Annotated in this window: 17 protein-coding genes; 6 read left to right on the top strand and 11 right to left on the bottom strand. The window is 42.0% G+C overall.

Features of this window, described 5'->3' with window-relative positions; translation table 11 throughout:
• The first annotated feature begins 7 nt into the window (after positions 1-7).
• From V7K53_RS25430 to V7K53_RS25420, 3 genes are all read left to right on the top strand, one after another.
• Positions 8-2,266: a pentapeptide repeat-containing protein gene (locus V7K53_RS25430; protein WP_335200303.1), complete on the top strand. Its 2,259-nt coding sequence runs from the start codon at positions 8-10 to the stop codon at positions 2,264-2,266.
• Positions 2,267-2,803: 537 nt separating this feature from the next.
• Complete coding sequence (locus V7K53_RS25425; RefSeq protein ID WP_335200302.1) at positions 2,804-3,541, top strand: hypothetical protein; 738 nt, start codon at positions 2,804-2,806, stop codon at positions 3,539-3,541.
• Between the two features lie 342 nt (positions 3,542-3,883).
• Positions 3,884-5,206, top strand: coding sequence for a hypothetical protein (locus tag V7K53_RS25420; RefSeq protein WP_335200301.1), 1,323 nt, complete (start codon positions 3,884-3,886; stop codon positions 5,204-5,206).
• Here V7K53_RS25420 and V7K53_RS25415 read toward each other — a convergent pair.
• Positions 5,203-5,469 (bottom strand): hypothetical protein, encoded by a 267-nt coding sequence (locus V7K53_RS25415; protein ID WP_335200300.1) that lies wholly within the window; start codon positions 5,467-5,469, stop codon positions 5,203-5,205. The two genes, V7K53_RS25420 and V7K53_RS25415, sit on opposite strands and share 4 nt — an antisense overlap.
• 472 nt (positions 5,470-5,941) lie before the next feature.
• Here V7K53_RS25415 and V7K53_RS25410 point away from each other — a divergent pair, with 472 nt between their 5' ends.
• On the top strand, positions 5,942-7,288 hold the full coding sequence (locus V7K53_RS25410) for a P-loop NTPase fold protein (protein ID WP_335200299.1): 1,347 nt from the start codon (positions 5,942-5,944) through the stop codon (positions 7,286-7,288).
• Positions 7,245-9,299 carry a tetratricopeptide repeat protein gene (locus tag V7K53_RS25405; protein WP_335200298.1) on the top strand — a complete coding sequence of 685 codons (2,055 nt, stop codon included), beginning with the start codon at positions 7,245-7,247 and terminating at the stop codon, positions 9,297-9,299. Before V7K53_RS25410 ends, V7K53_RS25405 begins: the two co-directional genes overlap by 44 nt.
• Positions 9,300-9,351: 52 nt before the next feature.
• Here the strand turns inward: V7K53_RS25405 and V7K53_RS25400 are convergent, their stop codons facing one another.
• Together V7K53_RS25400 and V7K53_RS25395 are read right to left on the bottom strand one after the other, a co-directional pair.
• The gene (locus tag V7K53_RS25400) at positions 9,352-9,549 is read right to left on the bottom strand and encodes a type II toxin-antitoxin system RelE/ParE family toxin (RefSeq protein WP_335200351.1); all 198 of its coding nucleotides are present in this window, start codon (positions 9,547-9,549) and stop codon (positions 9,352-9,354) included.
• Between the two features lie 90 nt (positions 9,550-9,639).
• Positions 9,640-9,828 (bottom strand): hypothetical protein, encoded by a 189-nt coding sequence (locus tag V7K53_RS25395; protein WP_094347334.1) that lies wholly within the window; start codon positions 9,826-9,828, stop codon positions 9,640-9,642.
• 33 nt (positions 9,829-9,861) lie between these two features.
• Here V7K53_RS25395 and V7K53_RS25390 point away from each other — a divergent pair, with 33 nt between their 5' ends.
• Complete coding sequence (locus tag V7K53_RS25390; protein WP_335200297.1) at positions 9,862-9,987, top strand: hypothetical protein; 126 nt, start codon at positions 9,862-9,864, stop codon at positions 9,985-9,987.
• 14 nt (positions 9,988-10,001) lie between these two features.
• Here V7K53_RS25390 and V7K53_RS25385 read toward each other — a convergent pair whose 3' ends face one another.
• From V7K53_RS25385 to V7K53_RS25350, 8 genes are all read right to left on the bottom strand, one after another.
• The gene (locus V7K53_RS25385; protein WP_335200296.1) at positions 10,002-10,268 is read right to left on the bottom strand and encodes a type II toxin-antitoxin system RelE family toxin; all 267 of its coding nucleotides are present in this window, start codon (positions 10,266-10,268) and stop codon (positions 10,002-10,004) included.
• Positions 10,265-10,504: a hypothetical protein gene (locus V7K53_RS25380; protein WP_335200295.1), complete on the bottom strand. Its 240-nt coding sequence runs from the start codon at positions 10,502-10,504 to the stop codon at positions 10,265-10,267. Before V7K53_RS25380 ends, V7K53_RS25385 begins: the two co-directional genes overlap by 4 nt.
• Before the next feature lie 574 nt (positions 10,505-11,078).
• Positions 11,079-12,944 carry an ABC transporter ATP-binding protein gene (locus tag V7K53_RS25375; RefSeq protein WP_335200294.1) on the bottom strand — a complete coding sequence of 622 codons (1,866 nt, stop codon included), beginning with the start codon at positions 12,942-12,944 and terminating at the stop codon, positions 11,079-11,081.
• A 230-nt stretch (positions 12,945-13,174) separates the two neighbouring features.
• Complete coding sequence (locus tag V7K53_RS25370) at positions 13,175-14,245, bottom strand: aliphatic sulfonate ABC transporter substrate-binding protein (protein ID WP_335200293.1); 1,071 nt, start codon at positions 14,243-14,245, stop codon at positions 13,175-13,177.
• Between the two features lie 149 nt (positions 14,246-14,394).
• Positions 14,395-15,393 carry an aldo/keto reductase gene (locus V7K53_RS25365; RefSeq protein ID WP_335200292.1) on the bottom strand — a complete coding sequence of 333 codons (999 nt, stop codon included), beginning with the start codon at positions 15,391-15,393 and terminating at the stop codon, positions 14,395-14,397.
• 142 nt (positions 15,394-15,535) lie between these two features.
• Positions 15,536-16,156: a GDSL-type esterase/lipase family protein gene (locus tag V7K53_RS25360; protein WP_335200291.1), complete on the bottom strand. Its 621-nt coding sequence runs from the start codon at positions 16,154-16,156 to the stop codon at positions 15,536-15,538.
• Between the two features lie 194 nt (positions 16,157-16,350).
• Entirely contained in the window at positions 16,351-17,025 is a 675-nt protein-coding gene (locus V7K53_RS25355; RefSeq protein WP_335200290.1) for a class I SAM-dependent methyltransferase, read from the bottom strand.
• Positions 17,026-17,031: 6 nt separating this feature from the next.
• Entirely contained in the window at positions 17,032-17,697 is a 666-nt protein-coding gene (locus V7K53_RS25350; RefSeq protein ID WP_335200289.1) for a dienelactone hydrolase family protein, read from the bottom strand.
• Positions 17,698-17,735 lie beyond the last annotated feature (38 nt).

Here is a 17,735-nt window from a genome sequence, read left to right as displayed (position 1 = left end):
GAACAATTTGCATAATTTATCTTTTAAACGCAAAGGTACGCAGAGGTTAAACGCAAAGGTACACAGAGGAGTTTCTCTGCGTACCTCTGCGCTTCCCTTCTCTGCGAGACGCTTTGCGAAAGCGTTCCTTTGCGTTTTACTTCTCCTCCTCCTCCCCCTACCAGCTTCGGCAGCACAAACACAACCAGAACGCACACCCTTAACCCTAGAATTATTACAAGAACGACTACGCACACCCATACTCCGCGAAGGTAATTTAACCGTAGATTTGCAAAAAATGGCGATCGATTTACGCCCAGAAAACGCCAGCTTCCGTGATACTTTTTACCAACTGCTGCGAAAAGAATTAGGTACGAAACCTCTAGGTTTAGACCTCAGCAATGCTTTGATTCTGGGGGATTTTGTCGGCAGCGATTTGGGTTTAAGAACACCATTGTATGCAAAAGCGATCGCACCCATTTTCACTGCTACCGAACAAGAAAAACTAGAACGTTTGCGCTTCGTTTGTCTAGAGTCACTTGCAATCGCTTTACCCAACTCCAAAGATTGTCGATCGCTTCTGGGAACAGAATCAACCCCAGCCAGTGAAATCGCCGTCTTTCGTGGTGTCTTAACACTGGTGCAAACTCGCTTCAACGGCGAAGTGAAATTCTCCAATACATTTTTTCTTCAGTCTGTTGATGCCCAAGGTGCAACTTTTCTCCAACCCACTAACTGGACTGAAACCAGATTTGCTCGTCCTGTTAGTTTCATCAGTGCTAACTTCCAGCAACCAAGCAATTTTCAGGGCAGTATATTTTTTGAAAAAGCTAACTTTAAAAAAATTAAATTTCGGGAACTGGCTGATTTTCAAGGTAGTATCTTTGAGACAACTGCCAACTTTAACCAAGCAACTTTTAAACAGTTGGCTAAATTCAGTAGTGTGCAATGGCAAGGAAATGCTGATTTTTCTGAAGTGGATTTTGCCAATCAAGCCCAGTTTACGAAAGCCGATTTTAATCAGTTTCTCCTTTTAACAGAAGCGACTTTTGAGCAAGGTGTAAGCTTCCGAGAAGCGGAGTTTAACCAATTGGTAAATCTGCAAGGTGCAAATATTCTGAACCAAGCAGATTTTAGTGATGCCAGGTTTGCTAAAGAGGCTTGTTTAAGCGTATCTGGTTTAACTTTTAACTCTAACCAAGCGAAAATTTTAGGTAATCCCGGTGAGATTGGTAAGATGTTCTGCATCCCAACATTACAAGGTAATCAAAACATCTTGCGGAATTTGGGGCAAAATTTCCGTCAGCAACAGCAAGTAGCCGATGCTAATGAACTGGAATACACAAAACAACGGCTGCGATTAATCGAGTTTGGGCATCGTTTGACGGCTACAAATATTAATAGTGCAACTGTTGCCAGTTTGATTAACCTGGGTTTTTCTGCAACTCAAGCCCAAGCGATCGCCCAGCGTCGTCTGGTAAAATCCTTTCGTAACAGTAGTGAGTTACTCACCATAGCAGACATCGATTTAGAAAAATATACCCAACTAAGCGATCGCTTAATTGTTGGCGAAACCCTTTCTATAGTTGGGTGGTTGCTGCAAGCTTGGAGTTGGTTGGCGTTAAGTGTACTGCTGTTGTTGAGTGGCTATGGGACAAATTTTTGGTTAGTCTTTGGCGTGGGAGGAGTTGCGATCGCTTATTTCGGCTTACTATTTTGGCTAGTAGATCGCTATCGTCGACTGCATCCCGTACCAATTATTCCCACATCTTACGAAACCATTTCGATATTAGTCAGTTTTAGCGTTTTAGAATTCTTCAGCTTACTAGCGATCTTTCGCAATGCTGAACAACCTTGGCTGACATTGGGATGTCTGGTAATAATTCTTGTCCCCGTCCCAATGGCTTTATTGATCCGACTTTACCAACAAGGTCGTTATCATGACTTAATGGACGTTTCTTACTTCACAGAAGACGGCACATTCCGCCAGTTACGATTATTGATTGGACGTTTGCCAGTGATACCAAGGAATCAGACATTTCGGGAACGATATATGCCCTTGTTGTGCGATCGCCGTTGGAACTGGCTCAACTACTATGATTTTAGTCTCAACAACCTAGTTAAATTAGGATTTAATGATATTCGCCTGCGAGACGAACATCTACCTGGCATCATCTCTGCACTTGCTTGGTATCAATGGAGTTTAGGTTTAATTTACATCACTCTCGTTTTGTGGACACTTTCCCGTACAATTCCGGGATTGAATTTGCTGATTTATCTGAAGTAATCCCTGCACCTGAACCTTTTTTCGCTGCACTTCGTAGTGGTGCTAATATGATGCAACGTATTGCAGTGTGTCAGAAACCGTGCTATTGATTGTTATCAATCTTGCAATATTACGTCGGATAAAAGTAATAGAACCCCGGTTAAACGCAAATTAATTAAATATCTAAAAATTTGGCAAATTTATCAAAAGATTGTTCATTGCAATATAATGTTTAACCAAATTTAATTTTGATGATACAAACATATCAGTTAACTTTTTAAATCATTGTCTAAAAATATCTACAAGTTTGATAAACTTATCAAAATATTTTTCATTGCTCTTCAAAATTAAATCACATAGATTGTAAGTGTAAGTAGCGTTGATTAAAAATCCATTATCTCCACTTAACAAAGATAACCAAATAATCTAATAGCTACTAACTAGCTTTGCTAACAAAAAGACAACAAATCAAAGTGACAAAACAGACTTAATTTTTGTCTATTTTATGTTGCGATGCTAGCAAGATTTTTATCAAAACAATAACGAGGATTAATTCTAATGGCAGAAAATTCAAGTAATAGTGGTAGCAGCAACTCCTCTGCTAGTGAGAATAATTCGCTTAAAGATTCACCCTGGGGTCGCTTGAGTGAAGTTATGCCTGGGAACGACTTGTCCAAGATATTCAGTGGTGTTGGTAATGGAGAAAGTGGCAGTAACCCATTTGGTGGCGGTGCTGCTGGCGGTGGCAGTAAGCCTGATTTAGCCTATGGTGGTAATCCTTTCGCTGGCGACAACTTCTGGAATATCTTTGCAGGCGGTGTAAACCCATCTAAAGTTAGTGGTAGCCCATCCACAGGTGGCGGTATTCCATCCACAGGTGGCGGTATCCCATCCACAGGCGGTGGTATCCCATCCACAGGCGGCGGTATCCCATCCACAGGTGGCGGTATTCCATCCACAGGTGGCGGAAACCAAGGTAGTGGCTACGACCCTTTGACTGGTAGTAGCAGCCAGACCTATGGTATTAGCACAACTGAAATACCGGACGGGTTCACTTTGAGGGCTACTATTGACAAGCTAGTTAACTCAAAGCTTGACAAGGAAGTGGGTAGTGGACAAACCTCGCCATTTCCTACAGGTGGACAAACTTCGCCATTTCCTACAGGTGGACAAACTTCGCCATTGCCTACAGGTGGACAAACTTTGCCATTTCCTACTGATGGACAAACCTCGCCATTTCCTACTGGGGGACAAACCTCGCCATTTCCTACTGGTGGACAAAACCCTTTCGCTTAATAGAATCCTTGCGAAAATCAGCTGATAAATAAAAGAGAACAATGATGAGTTCTTCAGTACATAGTATGCTAGTACAGCTTGGCGCAAATAAACATATTATTCGATAAATCAGAAAAGCGTGTATTATCGCTGATGTGCATTCTGCCTTATTGTACTAGTGTGCTATTTTCCGCCCGAAACTATTATCATATAAAGGTTTAGGCAATATCTTCTGTTAGTTTGACGGTAAGATTATTAAAGCCTTTATTTTAGAGATATTTTGGGTTTAGCAAATTCATAATTGGTATAAGAAGTACTGAAGATCCCATAATTTTTTAACTAAAAATAGGAGAATTAGTACCAATGGAAGCGTCTGCTGTCAATCCCATAAATGGTGGATTTAATCCATTAAATGTAGGTAGTGCTAGCAACCTATATAACGGTAATTCCTTTGCTGCCAATGACAGTTTGTCTGCTGCTAAAGGCAGCCTGGTGACTGGTGGTAGCAATCTGTTATTAGGTAACGGTAACAATCCTATTCCAGGTGGCGGTATTAACCCGTTTGCAGGCGATGCTGGTAGTGGGCTTCAGCAATTAATCTTTGATCGATTAAAGTTAGTTCTGGGTGATAACTATTTCAAGGCTATTGATAACACATTAGCAGGAGGTAGTAACCCTTTTGCAGGCAGTGGTTATCCGATTCCAAGTGGGGCTAACAACCCATTTGCAGGCGGTGGTAATGCGATCGCAGGTGGGGCTAACAACCCATTTGCAGGCGGTGGTAATGCGATCGCAGGTGCTGGAAGTCTGCTTCAACAATCGCCTTTCGATCCTTTGAAAGAAGTCCTTGGTAACAATATACCTTTTAGTAACACTGGCAATACATCTAATTCAGGTAGCCAAACCTTTAATAAGGACAACGCACCTATTGGTAAAGGTAATAAGAATCTTGGTAGTAATAACGCAACTATTGGTAATTTTAACTCGGATTATGGTAGTAACAGCGCAACCATTGGCAATGGTAACTGGAACTTTAATAATGACAACACAACCATCGGTAATGGCAACTGGCTATTTGGAAAGAGTAACACAACCCTTGGCAATGGCAACTGGGATTGGGACAAGGGAAGTAATAATGCAACACTAGGTAATGGTAATTGGCACTTTGGCAGTGACAACGCAACCATTGGAAACGGCAATTGGGACTTCGGCACTGATAACACAATTATTGGTAATGGTAACTGGGTTTTTACCAATGGAAATGAAATTATTGGTAATGGCAATTGGTTAACAAAGACTGACAACACAACGATTGGAAACGTCAATAATCTCAGCAGTTTAAAGTTATCCCCACTAGGGATAAAAACTGATGTTAACAATCTTATTGACTCTCTTATAGGTAAAATCGGTCAAAATTTTCTTGGGTTCACAGAAGATTTTGATGTATCAAGTAGCCAAACGTTTAACCGCCTCATCTCTTCTAAAAGTGTTGGTAATGACACTAATATATCTACCGATATTGAGCAACTTTTGGCATCACTCAGCCCAATTCAAGGAAATTTCATCAATTATCAGCCTGTGCAAAACCCTCAGACTGTCCCAGAACCTACTTCTTCAGTATCGTTGGTAGTAATGGGAATGGTGTGTTTGCTGTTGTCACTCTTCAAAAAACAACAGCACTGTTAACGTAAATTTAATCCTTCAAGATGATTGCGATCGCACTTTCTGTTTTTGTACCAAGTTGACTTACAGCAGTAATTAGCGAGAATTGATGCTGTCCGCGCCAAGCTATCCTCATGGAGATGGTTTGCGATGTCTACGACGGTCACTGAGCGGCTGGTGAGCGGCTTGCCCTGAGCGTAGCCGAAGGGAGTCGAACCATGTCGTTCTGTCGTTCGCGCAGCCTCTCGTAGAGAAGGGCGTAGCCGAAGTGACGCACTATAAAGCAACTCATAAGTTCATTACAACAATTGTTGCAATGATTTAAACCTTTCTTATACATGAACAAGTAATTGTTGCAAAGCATGAAACCTTTGCAGCAACTGCTTATACCTTTCTTGGAAATACTTAAACCTTTCTGATACATGAACAAGTAATTGTTGCAAAGTATGAAGTATTTGCAGCAACTGCTTATACCTTTCTTGGAAATACTTAAACCTTTCTTATACATGAAAGAGCAATTGTTGCAAACGCTTCAATTTTGGCAACTAGTGTTCAAGGTTAAGCGAGTTACGAGTGTTGATACCAAGAAAAGGGGAGACAAAGCATAGCTTTGGCTGTTTGGGGTGCAATGATTGTAGGAATCATAACTAATTTCCGAACTTCCGCGCGGAGTTTTATGAGTCCTATAGCTGTATTTGCTAAATTTGATGGGCGATCGCTTAAAATTTAAAAGTTGGTGATTGTTATCTGCTCAAAAGAATGCCTCACTCAAGTTTTCAGCGTGCGAATACTCTTAAAGCGGCTTTTTTGGCTTGTAATGTTGAGCCGCTTGAACCAGCAGAAATGGAACGGTATTATGTCGATCTGTCGCTGGTGCGGAAAACTTCGGCTATTGATAATGTCAGTACAATTTTGGATTTTCAAGAAGCAGGTAATTTTACAACAATTTTATTTACCGGACATCGCGGTTGTGGTAAAAGTACGGAGTTAAAAAAAATTCAGAGTCTTTGGGAAAACAATTATCGGGTTATTTATTTGGAAGCGAATGAAGAGACAGATATTAATGATACCCGATATACAGATTTATATTTGATTGTAATTAAACAAGTTGAATTTGAATTACGAAAATTAGGTTTGAGTTTTAATCAAGATTTATTAAAAAGTTTTGAATCATGGTTTAAAGATATTACTCAAGAAAACGAGCAAAGTGTCGAAAAATCAGTCAACGTCAAAGCAGAAGCAACTCTCAGCCCTACTGCACCATTTCTCGCCAAACTAATGGTCAAATTGCTGGCACAAATTAAAGGCTCGGACAAGCAAAAGACAACTATTCGACAAACTCTAGAAAAAGATTTATCTCGCCTCAAATCTGATACTAATCTGTTATTAAGCGACGCTTACGCAAAATTGCGGCAAAAATTTCCTGAATGTAAAGGTTTATTAATTATCTTCGATAATTTGGATCGGGTTCCTCCTGCCGTAGCAGAACATTTGTTCTTTGATTATGCGGCTCAGATGCAAGAATTAAATTGTACAATCATTTATACAGTACCAATTTCAATTCTTTGCTCGCCGAAAAATCCCCTGAATCAATTTGATGGTAATCCTCATATTGTGCCGATGATTAATATCTATGAGTTTGAGCGGCATAAATGCGATCTAAATTATAATCAGACGGGCTTAGATGCGATGGCAAGTGTAATTGAAAAACGGGTTGATGTTGATGAAATTTTCGAGAGCCGTAATCAATTATTAGAACTAGCAAAAGCAAGTGGTGGCCATGTGCGTCAGCTAATGCAAATGATGCGCTCTGCATGTCAAACAGCGAGTACCCGAAAACATGCAAAAATTATCTCCGAAGATATAGAGTATGCAGTTAAACAGCAACAATTTAGTTTTGAGCGGTTTATTCCTGAAGAACATTACGCTCATTTGGCTCAGGTTTGCTTAACTAAAAATGTCAGCAAAGATGAAATTGGACAATTAATGTTATTTAATACTTCCGTATTGGAATATAACGGTGATAAACGGTGGAATTATCCAAATCCGGTGGTGAAGCGAAATGAGTTCTTCCAACAAGCTCTCCAATCAGCACAAAAACAGTGAACTTCAAGCCGAAATAGGTAAATTTATTGCCTATAATCAAGATGAATTTGCTGAATTAGTGACATTTGTCGATTTTGCAGAGAAATTTACGTTAGGTTTTATTGAAATTAACTTTACACCAGATATAGATTTACTAATTGCTGGATTGGAACAGAATCCTCAATGTCAAGAGATCCAATTTGTGGTTTTAGATTTTCCTGAGAAGAATTTGCGATTTCTGCGGGATGAATTGGTGCAGCAATTAGCCAAAATTACTAAAGAAACAAATAAAAAACTTGTTTTATTAATTCGCAATTTAGAAAAATCGATTGGTGTTTTTGGAGATTATCCACCAGTTTTACAAGATTTAAACTTCGTCCGCGATTCCTATCGTCAAAGTGTACCTCATCCGCTTTTATTTATCTTGCCAGATTATGCAATTTCGCGGTTAGCAAAATTTGCACCTGATTTTTGGGCTTGGAAATCAGGTTTATTTCGCTTTAAAACCACAGAATCGACTAGAGATAGGGCAGCCAATACTCTGAATGCAGACACCAATATAGAACGCTTACCAACACCAGAACAACAAGAACGTATCGATTTATTACATGGTCTGTTGATGGAATATAATCCAACTGGAGAAATACCCAGCCAAGAACATATCCGCAATTGCGGTAATATTTTAAATGAATTAGGTAAAGCATATTTAAGCCAGCACAAACCAATCAAAGCTAGAGAATATTTAGAAAAAGCTGGGAAAATTGCCAAGCAATTTCCTGATTATTCCTTACAAATCGAAGTTATCAATCAGTTAGGTGAAAGCTATCAGCAGCAACGACAGTTTGAAAGTGCAAATAGCTATCATCAACAAGCTTTAGATATTGCCAAAGAGCAGAAAAATCGTCCTGCTGTCGCCAATTCCTTGCATTATTTAGGTAATGTCTCTCTGAATTTGCGCCAATACGACCAGGCACGAGATTATTATCAACAAGCCCTGGAAATATATATCGAATTTGGCGATCGCTATTGGAGTGCTAGGACTTACAACCAGTTGGGATATGTTGCCCAAGAGTTGCGCCAATACGACCAGGCACGGGATTATTATCAACAAGCCCTGGAAATAGATGTCGAATTTGGCGATCGCTATTCGAGTGCTAGGACTTACCACTACTTGGGAATGGTTGCCCAAGAGTTGCGCCAATACGACCAGGCACGGGATTATTATCAACAAGCCCTGGAAATATATATCGAATTTGGCAATCACTATTCGAGTGCTAGGACTTACCACAACTTGGGAAGCGTTGCCCAAGAGTTACGCCAATACGACCAGGCACGGGATTATTATCAACAAGCTCTGGAAATATTTATCGAATTTGGCGATCGCTACTCCTGTGCTAGCACTTACCACAACTTGGGAAGCGTTGCCCAAGAGTTGCGCCAATACGACCAGGCACGGGATTATTATCAACAAGCCCTGGAAATATATATCGAATTTGGCGATCGCTACTCCTGTGCTAGGACTTACAACCAGTTGGGATATGTTGCCCAAGAGTTGCGCCAATACGACCAGGCACGGGATTATTATCAACAAGCCCTGGAAATAGATGTCGAATTTGGCGATCGCTATTCGAGTGCTATGACTTACCACTACTTGGGAATGGTTGCCCAAGAGTTGCGCCAATACGACCAGGCACAGGATTATTATCAACAAGCCCTGGAAATATATATCGAATTTGGCGATCGCTATTCGAGTGCTAGGACTTACCACAATTTGGGAATCGTTGCCCAAGAGTTGCGCCAATACGACCAGGCACGGGATTATTATCAACAAGCCCTGGAAATCAAAATCGAATTTGGCGATCGCTATTCGCAAGCTCTCACGCTTTATTGTTTAGGAACGCTTGCACAAGCAGAGGAAAACTATGCAGAGGCTAGGGCTAATTTACAGACAGCGTTGCAGATATATGTTGAGTGTCAAGATGAATATTGGGCTAAGGTAGCACGGGAGATTTTAGAGAGTTTACCGGAGTAGGGGGATATGGGCGATCGCGTTTGCTTAATTGGTTTGGGAGAGCGATCGCTATTCATTCTATACTTGGTGTAATTTCCTGTGCCCCATGTATAACAGCAAGTACATCAATTTGTTCGGGCTTGATGTAATAGATAATTCGATATGAACCTTCAATGACTTCCCGAATTTGCTCGGTTTCAAACTCTGGTACAATTCGACCAGATAGAGGGAAATTCGCAAGCTGCTGGGAACGTTTGGTTATACGGTCAATAATCCTGGTTGCGTACCGAGGTGAATTCTGGGCAATGTAAGTATAAATATGCCGATAGGTTTTCTATGGCTGTTTCTGTCCAAAAAACTTTCACTCTGGTAGTCCAAATTTTGCCCTAACTTCCTGTACGGAAATTACTTTACCAGCTTGACTCTCAGCAAGTCCAGCTTCCACAACTTGCCTAACATAAATCTCATACATGAGGTCATCCCATGTTGAGTTAGCAGGTAATTTATCAATTAGCTTTCGAGCTTCTTCTTTAATATTGAGCTTTTCCATAGAGATTACAGATAACTTGCTTTTCTATATTGTATGCTCAACGGGAATCTCTTTTGGGGTTTGGGAGGTGCGATTTCTAACGACAAGCCGCGTTGCGTCTATGCTTTTTGGGTTTGTGTGGAGGTGCGATTGGGTTTTGTGGAGGTGCGATCGCTCTAAGTTTTTCTTGCTTCTCAACTTTCATCTTTATAAATATTTTTACGATGTCCGACTTCTACAACATTCACCACTAGAAGATCGTCGAAAATATCATAGATAACGCGATAGTCATTTACTCTAATTCTGTAAGCATTTTCTTTCCCTTTTAGCTTTTTGACCCCCTTCGGACGTGGTTCTGTAGCTAAATCATCAATTTTAATTTGTATACGTTCTTGAAGTTCTGACGGTATTTTTTTAAGTTGCTTCAATGCACCCCTCAATATTTCAACTTTATAACTCACGCAACTTCCTTTTTGATTCCTGTTTTTAGTTCTTTTTTAGCTTCTTCCCATGACAATGAATTCTCAATACTAGCTTCTTTTTTCGCTTTGTCGTAGGCTTTTAAATCTTCTTTTTCTTCTTCTTCTTCGATTGTTTGAAGTAGTGCGTAAATCTCATCTAAAGTACTATCATAAGCTTGATTTAACAGGATGTTAATCTCTTTAATTAATTGTTCGCGTTCCTGTTCACTTTTCATTTTTAGACCTCTTTTATTGCAAATATATGTTTATAATTTGTCTTTCTTACTCTCAACTGAGGCTATAACTAAGACAGTAATTCAATTATAAATGCGATCGCGTTTTGGGGTTTTGAGATAGGGAAAGAAATAAATAAGTGTATTGATGGCTATACCAGTCGTAAAAATTACTCAAAATTTCTCTTTACTCCCCTGCTCATTTCACGATAATCTCACTTTTTTGCGTTGCTCCTCTTAAGGAAGCGATCGCATCTGTATTTTATTTCCCTGGTGGTAAAGTTCCCCCGTCACCTGCATCGGTAGACTTACAATAAACATTCAAGGCGATTTTGAGGATGTAGAAAATAACAATAGTCGCGATCAATGCAGCACTTATGATATAAAACTCATATTTAATTTTTGAAATATACGTAGGGTGCGTTATGCCTCTGGCTAACGCACCATCTAAAGACTTTGGTGCGTTATGCTACGCGATAACACACCCTACTTCAATTACATTACTTTAGTTTTGTGGACTCTTTGCCGGACAATTCTTGAATTGAATTTGCAAATAAACCTCAAGTAGCGGCAAATGTCAAGCGATCATTCCCTCTTCGATGTTATCTGTGCCAGTGCGAACCTCATCAAGATTTTCCGGTAGAAATCCACCCGCTTGCATTTTCCATAATCTGTAGTAAGCGCCGCCAAGTGCGAGCAGTTTGGTGTGGGAACCATCTTCGATAATTCGACCTTTGTCGAACACCAAAATCCTATCTAGATGCACGATGGTAGATAATCGATGAGCTACCACGATGACCGTTTTCCCATTCATTGCTAAGTCGAGGGTATCCTGGATCGCTTTTTCGGTGATTGAATCGAGGCTAGAGGTGGCTTCATCTAAGATCAGAATCGGCGCATCTTTGAGGATTACCCGCGCGATCACAATGCGCTGTCTCTGCCCTCCAGACAACTTGACACCACGTTCGCCCACCAGAGAATTGTAACCATCTTTACTTTGGACGATGAAATCGTGAGCATGAGCCTTTCGCGAAGCCTCGATCACTTCCTCATCAGTTGCATCCAAGCGTCCGTAACGAATATTTTCTAGCAAAGTGCGATGGAACAGAGACGGATCTTGGGGAATTAAGCTGATCTGAGCGTGTAAGGCATCCTGAGTCATATCTCGAATATCAACCCCATCAATGATAATCTGTCCAGATTGTGGGTCGAATAAACGCAGAATCAGATTGACAAAAGTGGATTTTCCAGAGCCAGATAAGCCCACCAGTCCGACACGCTGTCCCGCTTGGATGGTGACAGAAAGGTTGTTGAAAACTTTCTTTTCATCTGTGTAGTTGAAATTCACCCGCCGAAATTCAATCTTACCTTGAGTAATTGAGTGGGCGATCGCCTTTTCGCGATCGATCAACTCGTGGGGTTGAACGATGGTGAAGACACCATTGGCGACATTCCCAACATGTTCAAAAAATTCTAGAAAGCGGCGGCTCAAGTTGCGGGCTTCACTGATGATCAACAGTGATAAGCTAGTTGCTACAACAAAGTCAGCAGTAGCGATCTTTCCTTGACTCCAAAGAGAGAGCGAGTAATACAGTGTGCTAATTTTTAGAATAGCTGCTGAGATGAACTGAAACCAGCGAATTCGCTCCGAGTACCAGTTGGACTCTCTCACGTGTTTGAGTTCGTGCCTTAATTGCTCATTCAAATAGCGTCGTTCAAAACCAAAGCGAGCAAATAGTCGGCTACTAGTGAGATTTGTGACTGTATCTACAATGATGCCAGTTGTCTCACTTCTGGCGGCTGCGGCTTTCCGGGAGTAAAATCGGCAGCGAGTTGCCAGCCAGAATGAAATACTGATGAAGAGAACTGCCCATATTCCCACGAGTGCAGCTAGTGGAGGATAGGCGCGATACAGTATCGTCGTGGCGACGGAATACACAACAATTACTGGCATAAATTCAGTAATCATCATTTGCATTGTCTGGGTAACACCGAGAGAAGTTTCGCTAATTCGATGTGCCAATGCCCCGGAAAAACTGCTGCTTAAGTAACGATGCGAATGGTGCTGTAAATAGGCATATAGCGATCGCACAATGTGCTGTCGGTGGACTGGATGAAGAATCGTTTGCAAGAGTCCAGCCGAGCGCCCAAATACCACTTCACCTACACTCAAGCCGATGAACAACATTAAGGGTTGCTTCATGGCATCAAAAATCGGCTTGCTGTCGCCTGTCGATCGCGCCACGCCCCGGATAATCTCGCCGATAGCATAAGGCAACATGATGCCACAAGTTGCGTGTATTACCTCCAGGATCACCATTAACACATACCACCAACGAAACTGGTTTACGAAATACAAAATGAACCTGAATGGAGTTGATGGCAAATCTGGTGCATCAGGAGCACGTTGAAAAGATTTAGATTGTCTAGCTTTTTTCGTCATTAAAGTCGATCTCTTAGCATCATTTTAACTTTTCTACCAGATAAAAATAGACGACTGGATAAGCCGTCCGATGGCATTAGAGACTTTTAGAAGTACTCTACTAATGGTCTTATCAACCCAAAAATGCGGATGAAGGCTGGGGAAAGGTTAAAGGTTAAAGGGCAAGGGATAAAACATCTTTAACCTTTACCCCTTCCCCTTTACCCCTTCCCCCTTCCCTTGGCAGACTACTAGACCATAATTTCTTTTGGTGTAATTGCAGCATAGATATCAGGCGGGAGTAACGCTTCTTGAATGTTGATTTTCTTTGGTATTACACCCTCGTCAAAAAACAAATCTGCCACACGCTGTTGTTCCTTAATTAGTGCAGGGCTAAGTCCTCTGCGTCCTGCAAAAGTGCGGCGAGACATCGCTATTTCTACCACGTCTGGATCGAGCTTTTGTTCTGTTATCATCAATTTGGCAACCTCACCTCGATTTGCCTCTGCCCATTTATCAAGCTTATTAAGCTCCTCAATGATAATTTTTAACAAGCCAAGATTTTCCTCGGCAAACTTTCTGTCAGCAATATAATAAGCACCAGGAGAATCTAGTCCAACAGAATCTTTAAGCACTCGAATTCGACCCATCTTTTGAGCGATCGCATAGTGTGGATCTCCTGTCATCCAAACTGGAATTTTACCTTCGATAAAAGCAGCCCGTGCTTCGATAGTCGGCAAACTTCTGATTTTAATATCTTTGAGCGTCAAGCCAATTGATTGCAATGCTCTGATAATAAAGTAGTGCGATGCCGAGCCTTTTTGAAAGTAAACTTCTTGACCCTTGATATCCTCAAACTTCTGAAGGGGAGACTCCGGCGGAACAGCAATAACACTACTTGTCCCCGTTCTTCGGTTTCTTTGTGTACCGACTACATAAACAAGTTTTGAGCCAGCCACTTGTGCAAAAATTGGTGGTGTTTCTCCCACCGATCCCACGTCAACTTTTCCCGCAGCCATCCCTTCCATCAGTTGTGGCCCTTGGACAAATTGCGCCCATTCTACCTTAATCCCCAACGGCTCTAAGCGTTTCTCTAAAACTTTCCGATTTCGGAAAAGATCCCCCGCACTCTGATATCCCATGCGTAGAACTTTAGTTTTTATGCCAAGGGAATTTTCACTGGCATTAGTACTGTTTATCAAAGAAGATTGTTGGCTTTGTTCGCTACAACTTCCTAACAGATATGCCATAGAAAATCCACATAGACCGGAAGTAGCAAAATGAAGAAAACGACGGCGTTTAATCCTAGCTATTTTATCCATGATATATTTCTGATTTGAAGGAATTCTGGTTGTCATTTCCAAAAAATCTGAGCGTTAATCTGCTTAAATCTGCCGATTTACAAACGTCTAATGCCAATTCCAAATTCAAAACGAGGGCATAAAAATATTTATTTCCCAGTCCTTAACCTCTAACGAAGAGAATCTCCCCTTCGATATTCTGCGGTTAGGTCGTCTAACTTTTGTTTCAAATTGTTGTCAAGTTTTAGTTCTAGCGCCTTGAGGTTGTCAGCAAGTTGTTCTGGACGGCTAGCGCCAATGATCGGGGCAGTGATAATGGGATTAGATAAAACCCAAGCCACCGCTAGGGTGGTGAGGGAAAATCCGGCAAGATCCGCTACCGTGCGTAATTCCTCGACAGTATTAAATTCGCGATCGCGCCAGTAGCGTTCTTGATAACGTTCTGCGGCAGCACCTAACGTAAAACGCGTACCTGACGTGGGGCCTTGAGTAAAATTGTGTTTACCTGTAAGTAGACCACCCGCCAATGGATTGTAGGAAATTACACCCAGTCCTTCTTCTTTGGCTAGGGGCAATAGTTCTCGCTCAATTTCACGGAACAATAGATTGTAGCGGGGCTGAATTGAGATGAACTTGGTTAAATTGCGCGTCTCAGCACGACCCAAGGCGCGGGCGAGTCGGTAGGCTAAAAAGTTGGAAACCCCAATGTAGCGCACCTTACCAGCACGAACCACTGCATCCAGCGCTTCTAAAGTTTCATCAAGGGGAGTTGAAGCATCGTCGGAGTGCAACTGATACAGGTCGATATAATCGGTTCCCAGGCGTCGCAGGGAAGCATCGATCGCATCCAAAATATGTTTACGCGAAGCCCCCTGATCCCAAGGTGCAGGGCCAACTCGACCAACGCACTTGGTAGCCAAGATAAAATGTTCGCGTTTGCCTTTGAGCCAGCGCCCAACGATTTCTTCGGTGCGTCCCGCAGTAGCAAGTCCGCCGCCAAGGGGATAAACATCGGCTGTATCTAAAAAGTTGATCCCACCGTCGGCGGCGGTGTCGAGGATTTGCCTGGAAGTTTCTTCGTCGATCTGCAAACCAAAGGTCATAGTGCCGAGACAGAGACGCGAAACGGTCAATCCAGTTTTACCGAGATTAGTAGTTGGTAAAGTCATCAAGATGTTGTTAATTGAGAAAGTGTGAAAATTTTTAAATAGAATGCAATGCGATGTGCGTTCCGCCCCGCTTTGCTAACGCAAAATTAAAAGCCTATAGGACACATCGACCAAGCCATGATTGGCCCGATGTCGGCATTTTTTAAGGTGTAAACCAATTTAACCAAGCTTCCCAGTTTTGGACGATCGCAGCAAATTCTGCATAACCATCAGCTTTTGGGTGAGCGCCGTCATTGGCTTTTGCTTCCGCTAACCAGATCGGTGACTTCACCAAACGAGAAAACACATCGAGATATGGAACATCTAGTTCATTACAAACCAACGCGAATTCCTCTGACAGATTTGCAAGAATTTGATTTCTTTTTTCTTGATCGACATCACCACAAGGTGGCGGACTAACCATCAAGATTGGATAGAGTTGCTTTGCTTGGCTTAAGATACTGCGAGCATTTGCGATCGACTCTGAAAGTTCGATTCCTTGCTGTTTTCCCGCCCATCCTGAATCGTTTACCCCAAAAGAAAACACTACTCGACCATCTGATTCTTTTGGGAGACGATAGGAGACTTCCGAGTGCCAACGTTGTTTGAGATACCGACTTGTCTCTGCCCGCACGCCCAAGTTGTAATGGGTGATAGCGTATCCTCTTGACTCCGCATTGCGGCACACTCTACCTGTCCAACCCAGAAACTCTGGATCGCCTGTGCCATTGACAAAGGATTCACCAATAAAACAAATTCTGATTTCTTTGCGAGAATCTGACATAATTAAACTAAATTTTGCCGAAAAAGTTCGGTTTTGACTTGAGAAGCATTATGTTGATGATTCTATTTTCCATATCACGAAGATATTAATATATTGACTGGTTCTCAGCCTGGAGGCGGAACTTCCAAACCCTTTACCAGAGGCAGCAGCCCTCTCGTAATACATTCCCATTCTTAAGACTGGAAACGAGGCGATTAGTCAGGCTGTATTGCTTTACCCCACCAAACTTTTTTAAACGGTTTGCCTGTTTGCTCATCTAATATTTCGTAATGTTTTAGCTCTACATCTTTCCAGTCAGATAAAAGGTCTAGCAAATATTCTTTAGAGAAAAAATGCATAGTTTGTCCATCATGTTCTAGAAAGTAATTTGGCTCGATTTCGCGTATAGGTGGGTGGCGTTCTGCCCGAACTAAAGCGTCTTCTGTAGAATTAACGTGGAAAACAAATAATCCGTTGGGGCGTACTATTCGGCGAATTTCTTTAAACAACTCGCGTGTAATCTGATCTGAAAACATGTGGATGGCAACATTGGACATGACAGCATCCAATGTTGCACTATCAAAAGGCAAACGTTTTGCCATATCCGCAACTACAAACTGTGCGCTTAGTCCTAGCTTTTTTGCTTTCTCGCGTCCTTGTTGCACTGCTTCATCTGAAAAATCCACACCAATTACTGTGAAACCTTGCCTTACAAGACGTAACACGTCGTTCCCTGTCCCGCAACCAAGGTCAAGCACAGTTTTAACATTGGCGGACTTGAGGAACGGAAGGTGAACTTTCGTCCATTGGGTTCCCCAATCTAGATCGGTGCCAGCATCCTTCCATTTAGCGAAGACTTGATTCCAGTGATCAGATGGTGCGTAAGACATAATCCATTAGACAACTACAGAAATTTCACGACGGTTTTGGGAAATTAGCCACTGCTGTAACTTCGGATCGCCGTATACTTCATCTGCAATAAAATGATCGCCTTCAGGTAGCACTGTCAAATCGACTTTCCCCCCGACTTTGCGTAAGCGCTCAACAAAATTCTCTGTATCCTCAATCGGCAGATTTTTATCCTGTCCACCTTGGAATATTTGAACGGGAATGTTTTTGAGTGCAGCTAGTTCGCTTTCTGCTAATGTTTTTGGTACACGTCCAGACACAGGTACTAAACCTGCGAAGCGATCGGGATGCAAAGCAGCGAGATGCCAGATCCCCGCCGAGCCTAAGCTGAACCCAGCCAATATCACCCGTGCTGGATCGACAGGCTGAGAAACAATCAATTCATCAAGCAAAGTAAGCACATCATCTGCTCGATCTGCCCAAGTCTGTTCAGCCAGAATTTGGGGTGCAGCAAAGACATAAGGCAATGAGTCGGATAAATCTACGAAACGAGGTAAACCCCATTTCAGTAGCACATTCAAATCCGTCCCGCGATCGCGTCCTCCGTGCAGAAAAAGTACTAAGGGCGCAGGTTTGTTGGCATTGTCAGCAACAGGCGAGAACAGATAAGGCAAGGAACCATTGTTGGTGTCGTGACGTTGTTCGACAGGCATTGTTGTGACTCCTAATTTGATTTTGGGATTGGGTACAA

Source organism: Nostoc sp. (genome assembly GCF_036917355.1).
Classification (GTDB): domain Bacteria; phylum Cyanobacteriota; class Cyanobacteriia; order Cyanobacteriales; family Nostocaceae; genus Nostoc.
The sequence above is the reverse complement of the archived record's forward strand: the minus strand, read 5'-3'. Positions and strand labels throughout refer to the sequence as shown.